We start from the raw sequence: 22,127 nt of genomic DNA, 5'->3' as shown, positions 1-22,127 counted from the left end.
CTGCTCCTTACCTGGGGTCGTCCCCCATGAGCGCACGGACCGCGTCGATGAAGGCATTGCCGCGTTGTGCGTATGAGGAAAATTGGTCCATTGATGCCGCCGCCGGGGCCATGAGCACGGTGTCCCCGGCCTTGGCGATGCCGGCGGCCGCCTTGACGGCCTGGGACATCACGGCCCAGCCGGCGGCGGATCCGGCCGAGCCGGCACCGCCTTGCACACCAGTTTCCCGCACCTGCGCCATGATCACCGGCACCTGTGGTGCGTGTCGTTCAAGGGCCTGAAGCAGCGTGGCGGTGTCGGTGCCGATCACCACGACGGCTTTCAGCCGCTTGGCATGGGCCGATACCAATTCGTCGTACTCCACGCCCTTGGAAAGCCCTCCGGCGATCCACACCACCGAGGAGAAGGCGCCCAGCGAGGCACCTGCAGCATGCGGGTTGGTGGCCTTTGAGTCGTTGATCCACAGTACGTCGTCGCGGCGCGCCACGGCCTGGATGCGGTGGTCGCCGGGATCGAACCCGGCCAGGCCCGCTGCCACGGCGGCGGGTTCGACTCCGCAGGCCCGTGCCAGTGCGGCGGCCGCTGCGGCATTGGCGGCCGTGTGCCGGGGCACCACCTCGCCGATCTGGTCCAGGGCGATCAGTTCGGCGGCGGAGTTCCTGCGGTCCTCGATGAAGGCGCGGTCCACCAGCAGGTCCTCGACGACCCCGACCATGCTCAGCGACGGGACACCGGTGGTGAAGCCGATGGCGCGGCAGCCCTCGATGACGTCCGCGTTTTCGACCATGGCCTCCACGACCGGCTCGTCGGCGTTGTAGATCGCGGCGATCCTGGTGCGTTCGTAGATCTTGGCCTTGTCGGCCTTGTAGTTCCCGAAGCCGCCGTGCCAGTCCACGTGGTCCTCGGCGATGTTCAGCACCACCGAGGCCAGTGGGGAGATGCTGTGGGTGAAGTGCAGCTGGAAGGAGGAGAGCTCCACGGCGATCACGTCGAAACCCTCCGGGTCGCGGATCGCGTCCAGGATGGGGGTGCCGACGTTGCCGGCGGCGATGGCGCGCAGGCCCGCGGCCTTGAGGATCGACTCGGTCATTCCCACCGTGGTGGTCTTGCCGTTGGTGCCGGTGATGACGACCCACTCGGCGAGCTTGCGCCCTTCCTTCTCGCGCACCCGCCAGGCAAGCTCCACGTCGCCCCAGATCTCGATGCCGGCCTCGGCTGCTGCGGCAAGCATGGGTTGGCGCGGGTTCCAGCCCGGGGAGGCTATGAGCAATTGCGGGGCCTGGCCGTCGATCATCGGCAGCTCGTCGGTGTGCCCGGCGCCCAGGAACACGTCGGCGGCGCCGACGATCTTCAGGGTGTCGGCCCGCGAACGGTTGACCTCGGTGTCGGCGCCGTCGATGACGACGACCTTGGCACCGAGTTCGATCAGGGTGTCGGCTGCGGAGAAGCCGGACAGGCCCAGGCCCGCCACCACGACGCGCAGGTCGGCCCAGTCCGATTCCCAGCGGGTGAGGTGGTCCAGGTTGGCGTGTGTCACAGGGCCACGACCCATTCGGAGTAGAAGATGCCCAGGCCGGCGGCCACGAAGAGCCCGCCGAGGATCCAGAACCTGACCACGACGTTCTCCTCGGCCCAGCCGGCGAGTTCGAAGTGGTGCTGCAGCGGGGCCATCCTGAAGACGCGCTTGCCGCCGGAGAGCTTGAAGAACCCGACCTGGATGATCACCGAGAGCGAGATAATGACGAAGAGCCCTGCCAGCACCAGCAGCAGGATCTGCGTGCGGGAAAGGATCGCGAAGGCGGCAATGGCGCCGCCGATGGCCAGCGACCCGGTGTCTCCCATGAAGATCTTCGCGGGCTTGGCGTTCCACCACAGGAAGCCGATCAGGGCCCCGCAGAGGATTGCGCCCAGCAGCGCGAGGTCCATGGGGTCGCGGACGGTGTAGCAGACGTTGGATGCAGCATCGAGCCCGCAGGCCTGGTTCTGCTGCCAGATCCCGATGATGGTGTACGCGCCGAAGACCATGATGGCGGCGCCGGTGGCCAGCCCGTCCAAGCCGTCGGTGAGGTTCACGCCGTTGGTGGTTGCGGTGACGATCAGGTTTGACCACAGCACGAAGAGGATCAGCCCGAGCAGCGGTCCGGCGAAGGCCAGGTCGACGTTGGTGTCGCGCAGGAAGGAGATCGCCGTCGAGGCGGGGGTCAGCCCGTGTTCGTTGGGGAAGTTCAGCGACAGCACGGCGAAGCCGATGCCCACCGCCGCCTGCAGCACAATCTTCTGCCAGGCCCGCAGGCCCAGGGAGCGCTTCTTGGCGATCTTGATGAAGTCGTCCAGGAATCCGACCAGGCCCATGCCGGCGAAGAGCAGCAGGACCAGCAGTCCGCTGGCCGAGATCCCCGAGGAGGGCCTGCCCATCAGTGCCAGCAACCCGTGGGTCGCAAAGTAGCTGAGGATCACCGCCGCGATGATGATGACCCCGCCCATGGTGGGGGTGCCGGACTTGGTGGCGTGACTGGTGGGTCCGTCGTCGCGGACCACCTGGCCATACTGTCTGACGGTGAGCATGCGGATGAACAATGGCATGGTGACCATTGTGAAGATCAAGGCAATGCCGGATCCCATGATTAGAGCAATCACTGCGCCGAGCCCTCCTTTGCGGCGGAAGAACCGCTGGTAGTTTCGGCAATTTGATCGCCCAGGTGCCGGAGCCCCGAGCCGTTGGAGGACTTGAAGAGCACGATGTCCCCGGGAAGCAGGTTCTCGTTCAGGATCCGTGCGGCGGCCTTGGTGTCCTCGACGTAGTACGCCTCGTCGCCCCAGCTGCCCTCGAGCACCGCGGAATTGTAGGCCAGCTTGGCCCCGCGCCCCACGACGAGCAGTTTCTTGATATTCATGCGCACCGCGATGCGCCCGAGCATGTCGTGTTCGTGGCGGGAGTCCTCGCCGAGTTCGAGCATTTCGCCCAGCACGGCCCAGGTGCGCCGGGCGTTGCCCTGTGCGTCGGGCAGGCCGAGTTCGGCCAGCGTGCGCAGTGCTGCACGCATGGAGTCCGGGTTGGCGTTGTAGGCGTCATTGATGATGCTCACCCCGTCGGCCCGTTCGATGCGTTCCATGCGCCAGCGGCTGCTCGGGCCCAGGCCCTGCAGGGTCGCGGCGATTTTCGCCGGTTCCAGGCCCAGGTATTCGGCCACGGCGGCGGCGGCCAGGATATTGGCCACGTGGTGGCGCCCGATGAGCCCGGAGGTGACCTGGTGCGTCGAGGAATCGGCAGCGACCAGCGTGAACACCGGGTGGCCGTCGGCGTCGACGTCCAGGTCCCGGGCCCAGACTCCGGCCCCGGTCTCACCGGCGGTGCGCTGCACGCCAAAGGGGCGGACCGGGGCCACGGTGCGGGTGTGCATCGGGGCCACGAGGTTGTCGTCGTGGTTCAGCACGGCGAGCCCGGTGGCGGGCAGTGCCTCGACCATCTCGCCCTTGGCCTTGGCAATGTTCTCGATGCCGCCGAATTCCCCGGCGTGGGCCGAGCCGACGCCCAGGACCACCCCGACCTCGGGGTGGACCATGTCGGTGAGGTAGCGGATGTGGCCGATGCCGGTGGCACCCATTTCCATGATCAGGTACTTGGTCTCGGCGGTGGCGCGGAAGACCGTCAGCGGGACGCCGACCTCGCCGTTGTACGAGCCCACCGGCGCGATCGTCGGGCCCAGGTTGGCCAGCAGCGCGGCGAGCAGGTCCTTGGTGGTGGTCTTGCCGGCCGAACCGGTGATGCCCACCACGCGCAGCCCGTTGGCGGCCTTGAGCCGCTCGACGATGGCGGCGGCAATCTGCCCCATCGCAATGATGGCGTCGGGGACGATGATCGCCGGGTGCACGGCACCGTCGGCGGACTGGGTTTCACGCTCGGCCAGGGCCAGCACGGCGCCCTGGCCGATGGCAGCGTCGATGAAGTGGTGCCCGTCGGAGGACTCCCCCGGCTTGGCTACGAAGAGCCAGCCGGTTTCGCAGTTGCGCGAGTCGGTGTCGACTCCGAGGATGGGCGTGTCGGCGCTAGCCGTCGAGGTGAGTCGCCCGCCGGTGATTTCGGCGATTTCGGCGGAAAGTAGTTCAATCATGGCAAGTAGGACTTTACCCTTCATCCGCGGGATCGAAGGAATCCGAAGTCGCCGCCAGGGGGCTGAAGCCGTGGGCCAGCAGTGCCCGGCGCAGTTCCTCGCGGTCGTCAAGTTCGAGGTTCACGCCCATGACCTCCTGGAAGACCTCGTGCCCTCGTCCGGCCACCAGGATCGTGTCCCGCTCCCCCGCCATGGCAACGGCCGCAGCAATTGCCGCCGCGCGCGGATGGATCTCGCGAACTTCGCTCAGCAGGCCGTGGGCCTGGATTTCGGCGCGGGCACCGGCGGCCACCGCGGCCCTGATGGGTGCCGGGTCCTCGGAGTGCGGGTCGTCATCAGTGACAATGACCACGTCTGCGTGTTGGGCGGCGACGGCGCCCATGATCGGGCGCTTGGTCGCGTCGCGTTCACCGGTGGCCCCGAAGACCACGATCACGCGGGATCCGGGCTCGGCCGAGCGCACCGAGGACAGGGCGCGGGCCAGGGCATCGGGGTTGTGGGCGAAGTCAACGATGGAGGCCGGGGCCTCGGCGATGACCTGCATGCGCCCCGGCACCTCGACGGTGAGTGGGTTGGCCCGGTCCAGGGCCTCCTGCAGCCGGGCAGGGTCGACCCCGGAGGCCAGGACCATCAGGACGGCCAGGGCGGCGTTGGAGACGTTGAAGTCCCCCGGCAGGCCCGTGGCCGTCTCGATGACTGTCCCATCGGGTCCACGCAGCTGGAACCGGTGGCCCAGGCCGGCCGGAACGACGTTGTCGATGACCCAGTCGGCACCGGTCGTCGCGGGGTCGCTGGCCAGGGTCCAGACCTCGGCCGTGGCCTGCCGGGCCATCTCCAGGCCCCAGCTGTCATCGACCATGATCACGGCCCGGTCGCTGCGTTCCAGGTCGAAGAGCAGCGCCTTGGTCTCGAAATACTCCTGCATCGAGCCGTGCAGGTCCAGGTGGTCCTGGGTGAGGTTGGTGAATCCGGAGACCGCGAAGCGCAGCCCGTCGACCCGCCGGTAGGAGAGGGAATGGGACGAGACCTCCATGGTGGCTGCCTCGACACCGAGTTCCCGCATGCGGGCCATCAGTCCGTGCAGCTGGGGGGCCTCAGGGGTGGTGAGGATGCTGGGAATCGGCGTATCGCCGGCGGCAATCTCGATCGTGCCCACCAGGCCGGTCTCCCGACCCAGGGCACGCAGCACCGAGCGAATCATGTAGCTGGTGGTCGTCTTGCCGTTGGTTCCGGTCAGTCCGAAGAGTTCGGGACAGGCCTCGTCGGTTCCGTAGACCAGTGCGGAGAGTTCACCAATGACTTCGCGGACCTGTTCCACCAGCAGCACCGGCACCCCGGCTGCCGAGGCCGCGTCTTCGCCTTCGATGTCGGTCAGGATCGCGGCTGCACCGGTCTCCACGGCGGCCTGGGCGAATTGCGCGCCGTGGAAGCGGGCGCCGGGCGCGGCAATATAGATGTCCCCGGGCTGGACGGCGCGCGAATCCAGGCAGATCCCGGTGACCGTGGTCCCGCCATCTCCGATGATGTTCGCACCCCGCCCGGTTTCGTGCAGGTATTCGAGCATTGCTGTCAACGACGTGGTGCTTTTTTCCAGCGGACGCAGCAGGGCTTCCGCCGAGCGGGGAGTGAGGGCTTGAGGCATTACCAGGATTTCTTTTGTTCGGATCCGATGAACACGTCGTACCCGTTGGGCTTCGAATTGCTCGGTGCAACATTGTAGGCGTTCAGGGTCTTGCCCATTACTTCACTAAAGGTATCGCCGACCGTCCATGACTTCCAGTTGCCCTTGGGCCGGTACATGGTGACCACGACGGCGATCTCGGGGTCCTCCAGCGGAGCGACCCCGGCAAACGAGTTGGTGTACCCGTCGTATCCGCCGTTGGGGCCGGCAGCCTGGCCCGTGCCCGATTTTCCGCCAACGCGGTAACCGGACACAGCCATCTTAGTGCCGGTGCCCTCCATGACCACAGTCTCCATCATCCGGAGCATTTCCTTCGACGTCTTTTCCGAGAACACCCGCTTGCTCTTGGGTGCGGCGGGCTTCTCGATGGTGCCGTCCGGATTGATATAGGAATCGATCAGCGTCGGGTAGATGCGCACGCCGCCGTTGGCAACCGTCTGGGTGATCTGCGCGGTGTGCAGTGCCGTCTGCGTGTAGGCCTGGCCGAACATGGTCGCGTACTGCTGGCGCCGCTCCCAGTCCTGCGGCTCGGCGAGGATGCCCTTGCTGGCCCCGGTAAGGCCAATGTCGATGGCTTCGCCCAGGCCGAGCTTTTTCATGTAGGCGTGACGCGTCTCGTTGCTCATCTTGTTGCCGATCATGACCGTGCCGGTGTTGTAGGAGCGGGCGAAGATGCCCGCGACGGTCATGTCGTAGGTGGAGTGCTTCAACGAGTCGTTGATGGTTTCCTTGTTGATGGTGTACGCGTTGGGGACCTTGAAGGCATCGGTGGGCTTGACCACGCCCTCCTCGAGGGCCGCCGCAAACGTCGGGACCTTGCCGGTGGAACCAGGCTCAAAGGCCTGGGTGATCGATGCCGAGGTGCGGAAGCGCCCCTCGGTGGCGCTGGGGTCGTTGGGGTCCATTTGGTTTGAGTCCCCAATGGCAATGATCCGTCCCGTCTTCACTTCGGTGACGATGACCGAGACCCAGTCGGCGTTGAACTGCTCCTGCTTCTTCAGGGCCTCTTCCTGGGCGATGAAGTTGATGTCGCCGTCGATGGTGAGCTTGATGTCCTGGCCGTCGACGGCGGGCACCTCGGTCATTTCCGCCACGGGAATCCGTACGCCGTCCGCACCGATCTCGTAGGTGCGGGTTCCCGCTGTCCCCTTCAGGCGGTCATTTTGACTCAGTTCCAGGCCTTCTGCACCGTTGTGGGATTGCTGGTCCTCGGAATTCCTCACGAAACCCAGAAGTGGCCCGGCCACAACGCCGTTGGGGTACTGCCGTTCGCTGCGGAGCTGGCCCGTCAACGTGGGGATGCGAAGTTCCATGACCGCATTGCGCACCTCGGGGGTCACGCCCTTGGCGACGACGGAATAGGCGTTCTTTTTGGCACCGGGATCCCCGACAATCGCGGTGCGCACGGTATCGATGTCCTGGTCAAGGATTACGGCCAGTTCGCCCACGGCCTGTTCAATGGTGACCTTTTCGCGCGTGGCACCGCCGGAGGGCTTGTTGCGCACGATCGGCTTGTTCGCATCCACCTTGCGTTGGTCGATGACCAGGTCATAGCGATCGACACTGGTGGCCAGGATCGTCCCCGTGGTGTCGAGGATCTGTCCGCGCTTGGGCTGGGTTTCCTGGACCCGGGTGCGGTTCTTGACCGCGTCGGCTGCCACGGCCTTGGCGTTGAGCGACTGGACGAAGAACAGCCGGCCGCCAATGAGCAGAAGCAGGACCAGGGCGAAGACCACGACCATGCGCAGGCGCGGATGGGTCGTTCCGGTGTTGGACGGGGATTTCTTGGGCATTCGGTCCTCAGCTCATACCGGGTGGGCGTGGTGGTGCTTGTCATGTTCCGGGGATGGCCCGGAAATCTATGTACCCCTATTGTCCCGGGGTCTTAAGGCTCGGTGCCGGGATGGTTCCGCCGTTGAGCTCGGCCTTGGAGAAGTTCGGGCGGGAACCGTCGGTCGTCGCAGGAGCCTCCGAGGCCGTGGTCTTCGGTGCGTTCCAGTTGTCGGCTGCGGTCTCCGGAGCCACGACCGGGGTCGTCGGCTGGGCAGCCTGGACCGGGGCCTTCTTCTCCACGGGGGCCGCCGGCTTCGCCGGTGCCTTGAGCACGCCTGCGTTCGGCGAGGCGTCCTTGCCGGGCTTCTCGGCGGGCGTTGCGGTTCCGCTGACCTTTCCGGTTTCCAGATTGATGGCGGCGGGCGTCCCGGGCTTGACCATGCCCAGGTCTGCCGCCTTCTTGGCGACTACCTGAGGTGCGCCGAGATACAGGGCTTCCTGGCGCAATGCTTCGTTTTCCTGTGAGAGGGACCGCTCCTGGGAGCGCAATTCAACTGCGGTGTATTGGCCGTTGGCGATATACACGTTGATCAGGAGCACGGCCACCACCGAAGCGATGACCAGCACGAAGATCGAGACGATGAACGGGACTCGACGCTTTGAACCAAGTGCCGGAACCACCGAAAGCGTTGTCCGGCGCTTGGCGGCAGGTTCCTGGGGTCGCGTGGCCGGTATCGGCTGCGGGGCGTGGCTGAGCGCATTGGCACCCTGAGTGGCTGGAAGCTCGACGACACGAGAACGTACGCGGCTGGGTGTCCGGTTGCTCATTTTCAGCTCCTCTTCAGGATGCGTTCCACGGCTCGCAGCTTGGCTGAGGCTGCGCGTGAGTTTTCTGCGATTTCTTGGTCGGTGGGCTTCTCGGTTCCTCGTGTCAGGACCTTGAATTGCGCCTTGTGTTCTTCCAGCTCGACGGGGAAGCCCGCCGGTGCCGAGGACTTGGATCTCGAGGCGAAGTGCCGCTTCGTGATTTTGTCCTCCAGGGAGTGGTAACTCATCACCACGACCCGGCCTCCTGTGTGAAGGGAATCCATCGCTGCCGGAATGGCCCGATCCAACACGTCGAGCTCTTCGTTGACTTCGATTCGAAGGGCCTGGAAAGTTCGTTTGGCAGGATGCCCCCCGGTGCGGGCGGCCGCGGCCGGCACGACGGAGCGGATGGCTGCCACCAGCTCCTCAGTGGTGCTGAAGGGTTTCACCTTGCGGGTCTCAACGATCGCCGAGGCGATGCGTCCGGCGAATTTTTCCTCGCCCCAGGCCCTGATGATCCGTACCAATTCCGCTTCGCTGTATTCGTTCACGATGTTGGCGGCGGTGGGGCCGCGCGAAGTGTCCATGCGCATGTCCAGCGGCGCATCGTAGGAGTAGGCGAAGCCGCGCTCCCTTTCGTCAAGTTGCAGGGAGGAGACACCGAGGTCAAAGAGCACGCCGTCGACCCCGTCGAACCCGAGATCGGCAACGACGTCGGCGATCTCGTCGTAGATGGCATGTACTAGGTCCGTGCGATTTGCGTAGGGTTCCAGTCGCGCCCCGGCCAGGGCCAAAGCCTGCTCGTCACGGTCAAGACCGATCAGGTGGACGTCGGGGAAGCGTTGCAGCAGGGCCTCCGAGTGGCCCCCCATGCCCAAGGTGCAGTCCACGACCACGGCCCGGCCGCGCGCGGCAATGCCGGCTTCAATCCCTGGCTCCAAGAGCCCTACGCATCGATTGAGCAGTACTGGAACATGGCGTTCCGAGGCGGGTCGCTCTGCGGCTCCGTCTAAATTCACCGCTCCCCCTTTCGCGTGGGCTTTGTGCTTCAGGTGTTGGCTGGGATCAGATCCCCCTCCGACCCGCTTCCGCCCAGCCTGACTCCGGGGAAGTGGAGTCAGGATGCACGTTTTACGGGCGGCTGGAGATCTCATCCAAGCCACTTTCGGGCTTTCAGCCACCGCGAGGTGGCTAGGATCCCGGAAGTACTTCGTCATCCGTTTCGGAGAACACGTCCTCCTGTTGTTCGAGGTAGGAATTCCATGAGGTGGAATCCCAAATCTCGACCCGGTTGCCCGCGCCGATCACTGTGACCTCACGGTCCAGCCCCGCATATGAACGAAGCATGGACGGAATGGTGACCCGCCCCTGCTTGTCCGGTAATTCATCCGAAGCACCGGAGAGAAAAACACGCGCATAGTCCCTCGCCTGGCGTGACGAGATCGGAGCTTGGCTCATTTGCTCATGCTGCTTCTCAAACTCACGTTGACTAAAGACGTATATGCAGCGTTCCTGGCCACGAGTCAGAACCAAACCATTGGCTAATTCATCGCGATACTTGGCCGGGAGGATTAATCGCCCTTTCTCATCGAGGCGCGGTGTATACGTTCCAAGGAACATACAGACCGCCTCCCGGTTGAAAGAAGCAACTTGCTCCATTCCCCTCTATTTCGCTCCACTTTACTCCACAACCCTCCACTGTCAACGACCGTTTCGGCATTTTGGCTTGTAAACCGAACGAAAAGTGTTGATTTTTCGGGCATTTCAAGCGGGGAGTCGAGTGGAGGGGTTTTTATTCAGATCAAACTCCCAGAAAACTTCGCGTGATGGCCGACACAGTCGCGTTTTTGAAAATACGCGGATTACAAGGTGTTTCGAGGGTTTGGGGAGCAATGTGGAGGGAAGTGGCAGGTGGACGTGGGGGAAAGTGGAGGAAAACGGGCCAGCCATTGTGGACGGCAAAACCTGCGCAGAAAAAGAATTTACGTCGATTGGCCATACTCGGCGCGTCGTTGGTTTTCGGAGCCTCACTGCATTTCCCTCAAGTCCCGGACAGTGTCGGGTCACCAGAGGACTCCCGCCCCTACCCCCAGCAACGTTCGACTGCAATCACCGGGCATTAAAAAGACCAAGGCCCCGCGCTTGGTGCGGAGCCTTGGTCGAACGATTGGGGCGGAGCGTCAAAGCTCCGATGGGCGAGGTCTAGGAACCGTGCTCGTCACGCTTTCGCTGTTCCCACTTGTTTTCCAGGTCACTCATGAATCCCGGTTTCTGCGGATTCTTCGAGGCGCCGGTCGCGCCGCTCTTCTTGGTGCCGCCCTTGCGCGAAAGGGCCAGGTACACGCCGCCAAACATGACGATGAACCCCAAGACGCCAACGATGATCAGCTGGCTTGAAACGCCATAGATCAGCACACCAAGCCCAACGATGCCGATCAACGCACCCAAAGCCAGGTTGCGCGTTGAATAGTTCCCCGCCGTCGACGCGGATTTCATCGTCGACGCGAAGCGATGATCTTCATGTAGCTGCTTTTCCAGCTGCTCCAGAAGACGTTGCTCATGCTCGGAAAGTGGCATCGTCTCTTCCCCTTCACTCCACGGTCCCGGCTCTCGCCTTTACCTACTTGAACGTTGTAAGCCCCGGCAATGTTCCCGCCAATTCGGCTGGCCAACTTCTACTTCCAGAATAGTCCTGAAACTCGCTAATAAGGTAGTCAGGATTCAACTCTGGGCAGACTCGCAGCGAATAAGTCACGATGGCCGCTCAGGTTTTTGCTCTTTTTGCCCGTGATCCAGCAGGGATGCCGGTCGAAGGGCGCCTGCAGGGAACCGCGAGCGGACCAAGTCCATGGTTGCCTCGGCCTGTCTCCAGTTGTCATCGCGCGGATCAATGCTCAATTGCATTCCGCCACCGGCGTTGCCCAGCTTCTCCGCCCGGATGCCTACGAGTCTTACGGCTTGGGGCCGTGTGCCGAGTTTCTCCAGAAGGCCTTCGGCAGCCGCCACGAGGTCACCGGCGGCGTTGCTGGGCACCGGAAGCGTGCGGCTGCGTGACAGCGTGGAAAAGTCGCTGTAGCGCAGCTTCAACGCCACCACCCCTGCCACTTTCTCGGCCTGGCGGAGTCGCGCTGCGACGCGATGCCCGAGATGCAGTATTTCGCGGTGCAATACCGCCTCATCCCACAGGTCCACGGCGAAGGTCTCTTCGGCGCCGATGCTTTTTTCCTCGCGTTCGCTCTCCACCGGACGATCGTCCAGCCCCCAGGCCAAGTTGTGAAGGTGGACACCCGTGGCCCCGAGCCGCCTGCTGAGTGTCTCTTGGGGAGTCTGGGCCAACTGGGCTACTGTGCTGATGCCCATTTCCCGCAGCACGACGGCGGTCTTGGCGCCTACTCCCCACAACACCCCCACCGGCAGGGAATGCAGGTAAGACAACGTTTGATCGGGCCGGATCACCAACATGCCATCGGGCTTGGCGCCCGTGGAGGCGACCTTGGCCACGAACTTCGAGGCGGCAAGGCCTACACTCGCCGGCAATCCGAGCTCGGTGCGCAACCGCACACGAATCATCTGGCCGATGGCCTCTGGAGGCCCAAGGCGCCTGATGCTGCCCGTCACGTCCAGAAAGGCCTCATCGACGCTCACTTGCTCCACCAGGGGCGTGACCTGGTGGAAAATCTCCATGATCCGGGCGGAGTACTCCGAATACAACGAATGGGTCGGCTTGATGACGACAGCACGCGGCGCCATCCGCATGGCCACGGCCATCGGCATTGCCGATTTAACCCCCAGGGCGCGGCATTCATAGGAGGCCGAGAGAACGACGGAGCGTTCCCCCGGAAAACCGACGATCACCTGCTGTCCCACCAGCTCGGGTCGGCTTAACAGCTCCACCGACACGAAAAAGGCATCCATGTCGACGTGCAGTATCGCGCGTGCCTTGCCCTGAGCCATGGAGTGAAGTCTAGCCAACTTGGCCGACAATCCGATGGGAGCCGGTGGCCCGGCTAGAGTTAAGGGAATAACGACGCTGTGCGATCTATGGATGGGAAACATGACACTTTTTGCTGCGGACACTTCCGACCCCGAACAGGCACGGTTACTTTCCGCAGACTTCTCGGATCGGCTCGAGACATTGCTCTCGACCTTCCTTGCAGAACAACATCAGGTCATCTCGGACATTGCCCCGGCGGCCGCCGAAATCGTCACCGCCATCGACGATCTGACACGCGGCGGCAAGCGCCTCCGGCCGCTCTTTGCCTTCTGGGGATACCTGGGCGCGGGCGGCGACGCCGACGCCGACGGCATCGTGCAGGCCGGAGCGGCCATTGAGCTCTTCCAGGCCGCCGCGTTGATCCACGACGACCTGATTGACCGCTCCGACACACGGCGGGGTCAGCCCAGCATCCACCGCCGCTTCGAATCCCTGCACCGCGCCTCTGGATGGCAGCGCGATGCCTCGCGATTCGGCGAGGCCGCCTCGATCCTGGCCGGGGACCTGTGCCTGTCGCTCAGTGAACAGCTTTTCGCCACGATCAGCCCCTCTGTTCCCGAGGCGCGGACGATCTTTGACCGCATGCGTGCCCAGGTGATGGCCGGACAGTACCTGGATGTCCTGGAGGAATCCGCCGGCCCCTCCTACGGACCCGCGGATGCCGTCAAGCGGGCACGGACCATTGTGCGGTACAAGTCGGCGAAGTACTCCGTGGAGAACCCGACGCTGCTCGGAGGCGCGCTGGCCGGGGCGCCCGCGGAACTCTTGGAGCAGTACTCCCGGTTTGCGCTGCCCTTGGGCGAGGCATTCCAGCTGCGCGACGATGTCTTGGGCGTCTTCGGGGACCCCGCAATCACGGGCAAGCCCGCGGGCGATGACCTGCGCGAGGGCAAGCGCACCGAGATCATCGCCCACGCGTTGACCTTGGCCTCCGAGTCGGACCAGGCATTCATCCAGTCGCGGCTTGGGGCAGACGACCTGCAGGACGGCGAGGTCACGCGCATGAGCGCTTTGCTGGAGTCCTGCGGGGCGTTGGCGGCAACAGAATCGTCGATTGCCGAACTTTCCGAGCAGGGTTTTTCCGCCCTGGAGGAACTCACTGTCGGGACCTTGGCCCGCCACGGGCTTCGGACCCTCGGCCTGGCGGCGATTCGCCGCACCTCTTAGAAGGGCCCAGCTAGACCAAAGGCGAAGGTCCCTTCCCGGTTTCTCCGGAAGGGACCTTCGCCTTTGGTGCAGTGTCTGTGCGTTGGCCAAACACCTGGAGTCTTGCTCTGGCTACCAGCTCAGAGCCTGGGCGCGACGACGGATTTCGGTCTTGCGTCCTGCCCGCAGTGCATCCATGGGAGTCCCGTTCAACGACTCGTCCGGGGTGAAAAGCCACACCAGGAGCTCATGGTCTTCGTAGCCCGAGTCCTTGAGCACCGAGATCGTGCCCTTGAGGCTGTCGACAATGGCCCCGTCCAGGAGGAAGGCTGCGGGGACGCTGCGGATGTTGCGCTCCCCCACTCGAACGGCAATGATTGCGCGCTCATCGATCAGGCTATGGACTCGTTTGATGGAAACGTCCAGTGCTTCGGCCAGGTCGGGCAGGGGCAGCCATTCGGCCACAAGATTCTCAAGATTGCTCACCATTCCAGCGTGCCACATGTGCGGGTCATTCTGGAGCCATATGAATGATTTCGTCGTGGGATCTTTCACAATTGCCATGTCGTGGTGTAAATTCACAATAGTCACAACCGCACCATGAGTCACATAACGCACATAGGCCACAGTCGTGTGCGTTCAATTGCGACCGAACGATTCGTCCTTGCCCCAACCCAAAGGATCGCTCCATGTCCCTTGCACATAACAATCGCGTCAGAGCCCTTGGCAGCGCCGTCGCCACGGCGGCAATCCCGGCGGTGGTCCTTGGTTCCTTAGCAATCCCGGCCCAGGCTGCACCTTTGCCCACCCGTGACGCCCTCCAGCCGAAGCTCGCCACCCCGGCGATGGTGAAGGCTGCAGAGGCACGGATCAGCGCTCACTTGGTCGCGGCCCACGTTCCCGGATCGGTTGTGCCCCTCGCAAAAAAGGGTGGAACCGCAACGGTCAAGAAAAACGACACCCTTTCCCATATTGCCGCTCGCACCGGCGTCTCGGTGAGTGACCTGAAGAAATTCAACAAGCTCTCTTCCGACCTGATCAAGCCCGGCCAGGTGCTGCGCCTGAGCGGCGGCTCGTCGAAGGCGTCGTCACCCAAGGCTTCGTCCAACAGCAATGGGTCCTCCGCCAAGGCGCAGACCTACAAGGTTGCCCAGGGCGATGTCATGGGATCGATTGCCAGGAAGCTCGGCGTGTCCCTTTCCGCGGTGCGCACCGCTGCCGGCAACCCTGCCAACGACACCATCTACGTCAACCAGACGCTTCGCTTCGGATCAACCGGCTCCACAGGCTCGGCCAAGGCTGCCCCGAGCGCCAACTCCGGCGGCTCGCAGGGCACCTACACGGTCAAGTCGGGCGACAGCCCCTCCATGATCGCGATCCGGCACAATATGTCGGTCTCCGCCTTCATGAAGCTGAACAACCTGTCGAACGGCGACATCATCCGTCCCGGTGACAAGTTGAAGATCAGCGGCTCATCCTCTTCCGCTTCGTCTTCGCCGTCCAGGACGGCTGCGCCCTCCGCGCCCAAGTCCCAGTCCGGCGGCTCCAGCTACAAGGTGGTTTCCGGCGACACCCTCGGGCACATTGCCTTGAAGTCCGGGACGCCGCTGAACACCATCCTGCGGTTGAACCCGGGTCTGACCTACTCGACCGTGCTGAAGATCGGCCGGACCCTGAAGGTCAACAGCGGCGGCTCCGCCGCCCCGCAGTCCTCGGGCGTCAACCCCACCAGCTCCAAGCCGCTGGTAGGCAACTCCTTCCTGGGCCGCACCTACAAGTCGGACGTGGTGGGCTCGGCGAACGACAACAAGCGCGAGCTGCTTTCCCGGAACCTTCCATCCCCTGCAGCCATGCAGTCGATGATCGCCAGCACCGCCCGGCAGATGGGTGTCGATCCGGCGCTGGCCATGGCACACGCCTTCCAGGAATCCGGCTTCAACATGAATGCGGTCTCCCCGGCAAACGCCGTGGGCGTCATGCAGGTCATCCCGTCGGCCGGCGAATGGGCAGAGGGACTGGTTGGACGCCAGCTCGACCTTCTCAACCCGCAGGACAACGTCACCGCCGGTGTGGCGATCATTCGCTCGCACCAGCGCAACGCGCCGTCCATGGAAATGGGCATCGCCTACTACTACCAGGGTGCCACCGGCGTAAAGCGCAATGGCATGTACGCCGACACCAAGAACTACGTGGCCAGCGTCATGGCCCACCGGAACAAGTTCAACTAGCCTTCCGGTCAGCAGGACGGGTGTGGCCCGGTTCCCTCGGGAACCGGGCCACACCCGTCTTTTGCCTTGCCCGTGCCGCGCTTAGCGCCTGGCAGCGACCGGTAGTTCGAGGACGACACGGGTGCCGGACCCTGTGCGGTCCTCCCAGTGGATGTTGCCGCCGAGCTCGCTGGTGACCAGCGTGCGCACAATCTGCAGCCCCAGGCCCTCCGTGCGGGGTTCGGGAGGCAGACCTACCCCGTCGTCGCTGATGGCTACCCTCAGGATGTCCGCGCCCACGGCGTTGCGCCGGCGTCCGGCGTCCAACACCACGGTGCCGTCGCGCTCGGCCAGTCCGTGCTCCACGGCGTTGGTGACTAGTTCGTTGATGACCAGCGAGAGCGGGGTCGCCAGCTCCGCGGGCAGCTGCCCGAAGGCGCCGGTCCGCTCGGTCTTGACCTTCTGGCCCGGCGACGCGATTTCCACGATCAGCCGGAACTGCCTGTCGATCAACTCGTCAAAGTCCACGTTCTCGCTCAGCCCCTGCGAGAGGGTCTCGTGCACCGCGGCGATCGTGGCAACCCGGCGCATGGCCTGGTCCAGGCCCTGGCGGCCCTCCTCCGACTTCATCCGGCGCGACTGCATGCGCAGCAGCGCGGCGACGGTCTGCAGGTTGTTCTTCACCCGGTGGTGGATCTCGCGGATCGTGGCGTCCTTGGACACCAGTTCCTTCTCGCGGCGGCGCAGCTCGCTCACGTCGCGGCACAGCACCAGCGCGCCGTAGCGCCCCTTGGCGTTGCGCAGCGGGATCGACCGCAGCGACAGTGTCACTCCCATCGACTCGATCTCGGTGCGCCAGGGCATCTTGCCCGAAACCACCAGTGGGAGCGACTCGTCGATCAGCCGGCGGTCGCTGACCAGGGACATCGTCGCCTCCGATAGCGACTTGCCCTCGAGCGTTGCGGCCGCCCCCAAACGGCGGTAGGCCGAGACGGCGTTCGGGCTGGCGTACTGGACCACGGCGTCGGCATCCAGGCGGATGAATCCGTCGCCCACGCGCGGGGCTCCGCGCCGGGACCCGGTGGGCGTGGCGAAGTCGGGCCACAGCCCGCGGGTGCACATCCGCAGCAGGTCCTCGGCGCATTGCTTGTAGGTCAGCTCGAGCCGCGAGGGCATGCGCGATCCGGCGAGGTCGAAGTGCACGGAAAGCACCGCCAGGGTGCGCCCGTTGCGGACCAGGGGAACAGTCTCGATGAGCATCGAGTGCTCCCCCGCCGAGGGCGCACCGGCATCGGAGCGCACGATGTCCTGGGTCCGCCAGGCCTGCTCGACCAGCGGCTTGAGGTCCTTGCGGATCCGTTCGCCCACGAAGTCGGTGTGGAAGACGGTGTGCGAGGTGGAGGGACGCACATGGGCCAGGGCCTTGTATGTGCCCTCCACCGGAAACCACAGCACCAGGTCTGCGAACGCCAGGTCCGCGATGAGTTGCCAGTCCCCCACCAGGAGGTGGATCCAATCCTCATCCCCAGGACCAAAATCGGCCGACTCTCGAATTTGGTCCGTGAAGATGGCCAAGGATTACCTCCGTACGATGGAACGCAACAGCCGCAAAGCCACCGACAAGGACGCCATGTCATCGCGTTCCAGCCGGTTCACTTCCGCGAACATGTTCTGTGCACGATCAAGATTAGCCGCGTTCGCTTCCAACCACTGACCCACGCGCGCCGCGGGGTCGGTTTCGGTTCCGTCCGTGGCCGCCACGACGTCGCGGGTGAAGTCGATGATCGTCGAGTACAGGTCGTCTCGCAGGGCCGCGCGGGCCAGCGCCTTCCACCTGTCGTCGCGCGGCAACGCGGTGATCCGCTCGAGCAGCGAGTCCACGCCGAAGCGGTCGTAGAGCACGTAGTAGACCTCGGCAAGCTCGGCGGCGTCCGTGCCGCTGCGCTTGGCCTGGGCGGCGATGTCCAGCAACACGAAGGTCTCGAACTGACCGGCCCAGCGGGTCGCCAGGGCGTCGTCGAGCCCCCAGCTCTTCCCCTCGGCCTTCCACCTGGCCACGCGCTCGGCATCTGCCCCGCGCAGCAGCGAACCGACCACCGGGCGCAGCGACCGCACGGTGGGGGCCAGCGACGCAATGGCACCGTCGACCGGCTCGTCGCGATCCACATGGTGGATGAACCAGCGGGTGGCCCTATCCAGCAGCCGGCGCATGTCCAGGTGCAGCCGGCACCAGTGTTGCGCGTCGAAGGATGCGGGAAGCGCGTTGATCGCGCCGATCTCATCGTCGAAGGAGTAGATCTCGCGCAGCGCCACGAAGGCCTTGGCAACCTGCGCCTCGTTGGCACCGGTCTCCTCCATGACCCGGAACGCGTAGGTGGTGCCGCCGATGTTGACCATGTCGTTGGCCACCACGGTGGCGATGATTTCCCGGCGCAGCGGGTGGTTCGCCAGCTCCGCGCCGAAGCGCTCGGCCAGCTGTGCCGGGAAGTAGTTGCGCAGGGTGGCGGCGAAGTACGGGTCATCGGGCAGGTCGCTGGCGGCCAGCGCGCCGGCCAGCTGGATCTTCGCGTACGCCACCAGCACCGACAGCTCAGGGGTGGTCAGCGAGCCGCCGGCGGCCAGGCGTTCCTCGAGCACCGCGGTGGTGGGCAGGAACTCCAGGTCCCGGTCCAGTTCCGCGTGTTCCTCCAGCCAATCCATAAGCCGTTCGTAGGCCGGGGACATGGCGGCCAGCTCCTGCTTGTCGTTGAGCAGCATGACGTTCTGGTCGAAGTTGGTCTTCAGCACCAGGCGGGCGACCTCGTCGGTCATCGACTGCAGGAAGTCGGCGCGCTCCGAGGCCGCCAGCTTCCCGGCGACGACCATGCGGTCAACGAAGATCTTGATGTTGACCTCGTGGTCCGAGCAGTCCACGCCGGCGGAGTTGTCGATGGCGTCGGTGTTCAGGATGACCCCGTGCAGCGCCGCCTCGATGCGGCCGCGCTGGGTCATGCCCAGGTTGCCGCCCTCGCCGATGACGCGGGCCCGGACCTGCGCCCCGTCCACCCGGATCGCGTCGTTGGCGCGGTCCCCGACCTCGGCGTGCGATTCGCCGGACGCCTTGACGTAGGTCCCGATGCCGCCGTTGTAGAGCAGGTCGACGGGAGCGCCGAGGATGGCCTTGAGCAACTCGTTCGGTGCCATGGAGCTGACCGTGGTGCCCAGGCCCAGGGCCTCGCGCACCTCGGGGGAAATCGGGATGGACTTCAGGGCCCGGGAGTACACCCCGCCGCCGGCGGAGATCAATTCCTTGTTGTAGTCGGCCCAGGAGGAACGGGGCAGTTCGAAGAGCCGCGCCCGTTCGTCGAAGGAGGCTCCCGGCTCCGGGTGCGGGTCCAGGAAGATGTCGCGGTGGTCGAAGGCCGCCAGCAGCTTGACGGTGCGGGTGCGCAACAGTCCGTTGCCGAATACGTCCCCGGACATGTCGCCCACACCGACGGCGGTGAATTCCTGGGTCTGGGTGTCGACGCCGAACTCGGTGAAGTGGCGCTTGACCGATTCCCAGGCACCGCGGGCGGTGATGCCCATGGCCTTGTGGTCGTAGCCCACCGAGCCACCGGAGGCGAAGGCGTCGCCCAGCCAGTGGCCGCGCTCCGCGGAGATCGCGTTGGCGATGTCGGAGAAGGCAGCGGTGCCCTTGTCGGCGGCGACCACCAGGTAGGTGTCGTCCCCGTCAAGACGCACCACGTTGGCGGGCGGTACGACCCGCTCGCCGTTTTCGTCCGCGACCAGGTTGTCGGTGATTTCCAGCAGCGAACGGATGAAGATGCGGTAGGCGGCCTTTCCCTCTTCCAGCCAGGCGTTGCGGTCCTCGGCGGGGTTGGGCAGTTGCTTGGCGTAGAAACCGCCCTTGGCGCCGGTGGGCACGATCACGGCGTTTTTCACCATCTGGGCCTTGACCAGGCCCAGCACCTCGGTGCGGAAGTCCTCGCGCCGGTCGCTCCAGCGCAGCCCGCCGCGGGCAACCTCGCCGAAGCGCAGGTGCACGCCCTCGAACCGCGGGGAGCAGACCCAGATCTCGTACTTGGGCCGCGGGAACGGCGCGTCGGTGATCTTCCCGGGCATGAGCTTGAAGGCCAGCGCGGCCGGGTCGGTGTAGTAGTTGGTGCGCAGCGTGGCCTCGATGAGGTTCACGAAGCGGCGCAGCAGCTTGTCGGCATCCAGCGTCGGCACTTTTTCCAGGGCCTCGGCAAGCACAGCGTGGGCAGCCTCGATCTCCCGGGCGGATTCCTCGGCGCCAAGGGCAGGGTTGAAGGTGCCCTCAAAGAGCGCGATGATTCCGTGGGTGACCTCCGGGTTGCCGACCAGTGCGTCGGACATGAAGGTGTACGAGTTGGAGACGCCCAGCTGGTGCAGGTACCTCGAGTAGGCGCGCAGCATCGCGACCTGCCTCCAGGACACGCCTTCGAGCAGCACCAGGCGATTCATGTGGTCGGACTCGGCCTCGCCGGTGACGACGGCGCCGTAGGCCTCTGCGAGCATCGGCTCGGCGGCCAGCGGGTCGATTCCGGCCGGGAATTTCAGGCCCAGGTCATAGAGGTAGCGGTCCTCGGCGCGGGAGGGGGTAACGGCGAAGGGTCGTTCGTCGATGACCTCAAGGCCCAGGTTCTGCAGCACCGGCAGGATCTTCGAAAGCGAGAGCGGCGCCGTGAGGTACAGCTTCATCCGCGCGTTGATCTCCGAGTCCTCGTCCTCCTCGGGGACGACGAACTTCACGACCGGCCCGGTGTGGCCGGGCTTTTCATACAGCCCGAAGCGCTCGATGTCCGCCAGGGCATCCTCGACCTCGAACTCGACGCGGTACGCGGCGGGGAAGGCCTCGGCCCAGTGGGCGGCCAGCTCGGTGCCCTGCTCGGGTCCGTACCGTTCGTTGGCGGCCACGGCGATGCCTTCGGACCACGAGCGCACGGCGGCAACGAGGCGGGTTTCCAGCGCCGCGCGGTCGACCACCGGGGTCAGCCCGTGGCGCTGCAGGCGGATCCGGTAGAACAGCCGGACCAGCGAGGATTCGCTCATGCGGACCTCGAAGTCCATTGACTCGGCGTTGAACGCCGCCGTCAGCTCCTTCTCGATGCGCAGGCGAACGCCGGTGGTGTACCTGTCACGCGGCAGGTACACCAGTGCCGACATGAAGCGCCCGTAGACGTCGGGGCGCAGGAAGAGCGAAGTGCGGCGGCGTTCCTGTAGGCGCAGGATGCCCAGCACGGTGTGCGTGAGGTCCTCCACGGAGATCTGGAAGAGCTCGTCGCGCGGGTAGGTCTCCAGGATCGTGACGATGTCCTTGCCGGAGTGCGAGTCGGGGGCGAAGCCGGCACGCTTGAGCACTGCTTCGACCTTCTCGCGGACCACCGGGACGCTGCGTACCGAGGAGGTGTAGACGCTGGAGGCGAAGAGGCCGATGAAGCGGCGTTCGCCGTTGACGTTGCCCTCGGCGTCAAAACGCTTGACGCCCACGTAGTCCAGGTAGATCCCGCGGTGCACGGTGGAGCGGGAGTTGGCCTTGGTGATCACCAGGGCGCGCTTGTCGCGGGCCATGGCCCGGCCGCGCTTGGTCAGGTGCTGGAGGCCGCTTGCAGGTACCGCGTTGCGCATCAGCCCCAGGCCGGACTCGACCTGCAGGCGCAACACGTCTTCGTTGTTCTCGGTGATGAGGTCATATTCGCGGTAACCCAGGAAGGTGAAGTTGCCGTCGTCGAGCCAGTGCAGCAGGTCCACGGCCGCGTTCAGGTCCGCGATGTCCTCGGCGCCGGTGACGTTGGCCAGCGAATCGGCGATCTCGTGCGCCTTGTTGCGCATCGGGACCCAGTCCTCAACGGCCGCACGCACGTCCTTCAGGATGCGTTCGAGCCCGGCGACCAGGTCGGAGACCGCCTCGTCGCTCGGGTCCCCGCCCAGTTCAACGGAAATCCACGATTCGATGGCGGTGTCGCTGTTTTCGGCGACCAGCGCGGAGATCGACGGCATTGCCGCAGTGTCGCCACTGGCCAGGTGGCTGTTGGCGGAAACGGTGTGGAGGGTGGTGATGTGTCCGTCGGATGCATCGCGGGTCACCAGGAAGGTGGGGTGAACGACCACGTTGATGGCGATCTTTTGCCGCACGATCTCGGCGGTGACCGAGTCGACCAGGAACGGCATGTCGTCGGTGACCACGTAGACCATGGTGGTCGCGCCGTGCCGGGTGACAGCAACGCCGGCGGTCTTGGCCGCCCGCTGCCACCCCACGTCAAGGTGGGCAGCCACCCGGGATTCGAGCTGCTGCGGCGAGTACCCCGCTTCGTCCTCTTGTGCCAATTGCCCGTAGTAAGTGTTTACCAAATCGGGCGTAAGTGTCTCAGCGATGAAAGTTTCGGACATGCTGGACTCCGACG

15 protein-coding genes are annotated in these 22,127 nt (G+C 65.0%); 2 read left to right on the top strand and 13 right to left on the bottom strand.

Going from position 1 to position 22,127, the window contains the following annotated elements:
• Positions 1-7: 7 nt before the first annotated feature.
• The 10 genes from murD to dinB form a co-directional block, all read right to left on the bottom strand.
• The gene (murD, locus tag ABD687_RS00605) at positions 8-1,552 is read right to left on the bottom strand and encodes a UDP-N-acetylmuramoyl-L-alanine--D-glutamate ligase (protein ID WP_302262443.1); all 1,545 of its coding nucleotides are present in this window, start codon (positions 1,550-1,552) and stop codon (positions 8-10) included.
• Positions 1,534-2,637 (bottom strand): phospho-N-acetylmuramoyl-pentapeptide-transferase, encoded by a 1,104-nt coding sequence (mraY, locus tag ABD687_RS00600; RefSeq protein ID WP_264270598.1) that lies wholly within the window; start codon positions 2,635-2,637, stop codon positions 1,534-1,536. Before mraY ends, murD begins: the two co-directional genes overlap by 19 nt.
• Entirely contained in the window at positions 2,634-4,112 is a 1,479-nt protein-coding gene (locus ABD687_RS00595; protein ID WP_264270597.1) for a UDP-N-acetylmuramoyl-tripeptide--D-alanyl-D-alanine ligase, read from the bottom strand. The genes mraY and ABD687_RS00595 overlap by 4 nt, the downstream gene beginning before the upstream one ends.
• Positions 4,113-4,125: 13 nt before the next feature.
• Complete coding sequence (locus ABD687_RS00590) at positions 4,126-5,754, bottom strand: UDP-N-acetylmuramoyl-L-alanyl-D-glutamate--2,6-diaminopimelate ligase (protein ID WP_310288136.1); 1,629 nt, start codon at positions 5,752-5,754, stop codon at positions 4,126-4,128.
• Positions 5,754-7,586 carry a peptidoglycan D,D-transpeptidase FtsI family protein gene (locus ABD687_RS00585; protein WP_310288139.1) on the bottom strand — a complete coding sequence of 611 codons (1,833 nt, stop codon included), beginning with the start codon at positions 7,584-7,586 and terminating at the stop codon, positions 5,754-5,756. Before ABD687_RS00585 ends, ABD687_RS00590 begins: the two co-directional genes overlap by 1 nt.
• A 76-nt stretch (positions 7,587-7,662) precedes the next feature.
• Positions 7,663-8,394 (bottom strand): cell division protein FtsL, encoded by a 732-nt coding sequence (ftsL, locus tag ABD687_RS00580; protein ID WP_310288142.1) that lies wholly within the window; start codon positions 8,392-8,394, stop codon positions 7,663-7,665.
• Between the two features lie 2 nt (positions 8,395-8,396).
• The gene (rsmH, locus tag ABD687_RS00575) at positions 8,397-9,527 is read right to left on the bottom strand and encodes a 16S rRNA (cytosine(1402)-N(4))-methyltransferase RsmH (RefSeq protein WP_377700357.1); all 1,131 of its coding nucleotides are present in this window, start codon (positions 9,525-9,527) and stop codon (positions 8,397-8,399) included.
• A 37-nt stretch (positions 9,528-9,564) separates the two neighbouring features.
• Positions 9,565-9,993: a division/cell wall cluster transcriptional repressor MraZ gene (mraZ, locus tag ABD687_RS00570; protein ID WP_310293345.1), complete on the bottom strand. Its 429-nt coding sequence runs from the start codon at positions 9,991-9,993 to the stop codon at positions 9,565-9,567.
• A 582-nt stretch (positions 9,994-10,575) separates the two neighbouring features.
• Positions 10,576-10,950 carry a DUF3040 domain-containing protein gene (locus ABD687_RS00565; RefSeq protein ID WP_310288148.1) on the bottom strand — a complete coding sequence of 125 codons (375 nt, stop codon included), beginning with the start codon at positions 10,948-10,950 and terminating at the stop codon, positions 10,576-10,578.
• 174 nt (positions 10,951-11,124) lie between these two features.
• Positions 11,125-12,327, bottom strand: a complete 1,203-nt coding sequence (gene dinB, locus ABD687_RS00560; protein ID WP_310288151.1) for a DNA polymerase IV — start codon at positions 12,325-12,327, stop codon at positions 11,125-11,127.
• 100 nt (positions 12,328-12,427) lie between these two features.
• On the opposite strand from dinB, the gene ABD687_RS00555 reads away from it, so the two are divergent.
• Entirely contained in the window at positions 12,428-13,534 is a 1,107-nt protein-coding gene (locus ABD687_RS00555) for a polyprenyl synthetase family protein (RefSeq protein ID WP_310288154.1), read from the top strand.
• Positions 13,535-13,645: 111 nt separating this feature from the next.
• Here the strand turns inward: ABD687_RS00555 and ABD687_RS00550 are convergent, their stop codons facing one another.
• Positions 13,646-14,002: an Rv2175c family DNA-binding protein gene (locus tag ABD687_RS00550; RefSeq protein ID WP_264270693.1), complete on the bottom strand. Its 357-nt coding sequence runs from the start codon at positions 14,000-14,002 to the stop codon at positions 13,646-13,648.
• Between the two features lie 200 nt (positions 14,003-14,202).
• Here ABD687_RS00550 and ABD687_RS00545 point away from each other — a divergent pair, with 200 nt between their 5' ends.
• Positions 14,203-15,741, top strand: coding sequence for a LysM peptidoglycan-binding domain-containing protein (locus ABD687_RS00545; RefSeq protein ID WP_310288157.1), 1,539 nt, complete (start codon positions 14,203-14,205; stop codon positions 15,739-15,741).
• 81 nt (positions 15,742-15,822) lie between these two features.
• Here the strand turns inward: ABD687_RS00545 and ABD687_RS00540 are convergent, their stop codons facing one another.
• Both ABD687_RS00540 and ABD687_RS00535 read right to left on the bottom strand, forming a co-directional pair.
• Positions 15,823-17,295 (bottom strand): sensor histidine kinase, encoded by a 1,473-nt coding sequence (locus ABD687_RS00540; protein ID WP_310288159.1) that lies wholly within the window; start codon positions 17,293-17,295, stop codon positions 15,823-15,825.
• Positions 17,296-17,298: 3 nt separating this feature from the next.
• On the bottom strand, positions 17,299-22,113 hold the full coding sequence (locus ABD687_RS00535) for an NAD-glutamate dehydrogenase (RefSeq protein WP_310288161.1): 4,815 nt from the start codon (positions 22,111-22,113) through the stop codon (positions 17,299-17,301).
• Positions 22,114-22,127: the final 14 nt, after the last annotated feature.

Origin of the sequence: Paeniglutamicibacter sulfureus (assembly GCF_039535115.1) — a bacterium.
In the GTDB taxonomy this organism is placed as follows: domain Bacteria; phylum Actinomycetota; class Actinomycetes; order Actinomycetales; family Micrococcaceae; genus Paeniglutamicibacter; species Paeniglutamicibacter sulfureus.
This window is presented reverse-complemented; position numbering and strand designations above follow the sequence as displayed.

Bases quoted from the DNA above. Each gene is read 5' to 3' on its own strand.
- ABD687_RS00595 (WP_264270597.1), bottom strand. From the start codon at position 4,112: ATGATTGAACTACTTTCCGCCGAAATCGCCGAAATCACCGGCGGGCGA.
- ftsL (WP_310288142.1), bottom strand. From the start codon at position 8,394: ATGAGCAACCGGACACCCAGCCGCGTACGTTCTCGTGTCGTCGAGCTT.
- mraZ (WP_310293345.1), bottom strand. From the start codon at position 9,993: ATGTTCCTTGGAACGTATACACCGCGCCTCGATGAGAAAGGGCGATTA.
- ABD687_RS00550 (WP_264270693.1), bottom strand. From the start codon at position 14,002: ATGGTGAGCAATCTTGAGAATCTTGTGGCCGAATGGCTGCCCCTGCCC.
- murD (WP_302262443.1), bottom strand. From the start codon at position 1,552: ATGGGTCGTGGCCCTGTGACACACGCCAACCTGGACCACCTCACCCGC.
- ABD687_RS00590 (WP_310288136.1), bottom strand. From the start codon at position 5,754: ATGCCTCAAGCCCTCACTCCCCGCTCGGCGGAAGCCCTGCTGCGTCCG.
- dinB (WP_310288151.1), bottom strand. From the start codon at position 12,327: ATGGCTCAGGGCAAGGCACGCGCGATACTGCACGTCGACATGGATGCC.
- ABD687_RS00565 (WP_310288148.1), bottom strand. From the start codon at position 10,950: ATGCCACTTTCCGAGCATGAGCAACGTCTTCTGGAGCAGCTGGAAAAG.
- ABD687_RS00585 (WP_310288139.1), bottom strand. From the start codon at position 7,586: ATGCCCAAGAAATCCCCGTCCAACACCGGAACGACCCATCCGCGCCTG.
- ABD687_RS00555 (WP_310288154.1), top strand. From the start codon at position 12,428: ATGACACTTTTTGCTGCGGACACTTCCGACCCCGAACAGGCACGGTTA.
- ABD687_RS00535 (WP_310288161.1), bottom strand. From the start codon at position 22,113: ATGTCCGAAACTTTCATCGCTGAGACACTTACGCCCGATTTGGTAAAC.
- ABD687_RS00545 (WP_310288157.1), top strand. From the start codon at position 14,203: ATGTCCCTTGCACATAACAATCGCGTCAGAGCCCTTGGCAGCGCCGTC.
- rsmH (WP_377700357.1), bottom strand. From the start codon at position 9,527: ATGAGATCTCCAGCCGCCCGTAAAACGTGCATCCTGACTCCACTTCCC.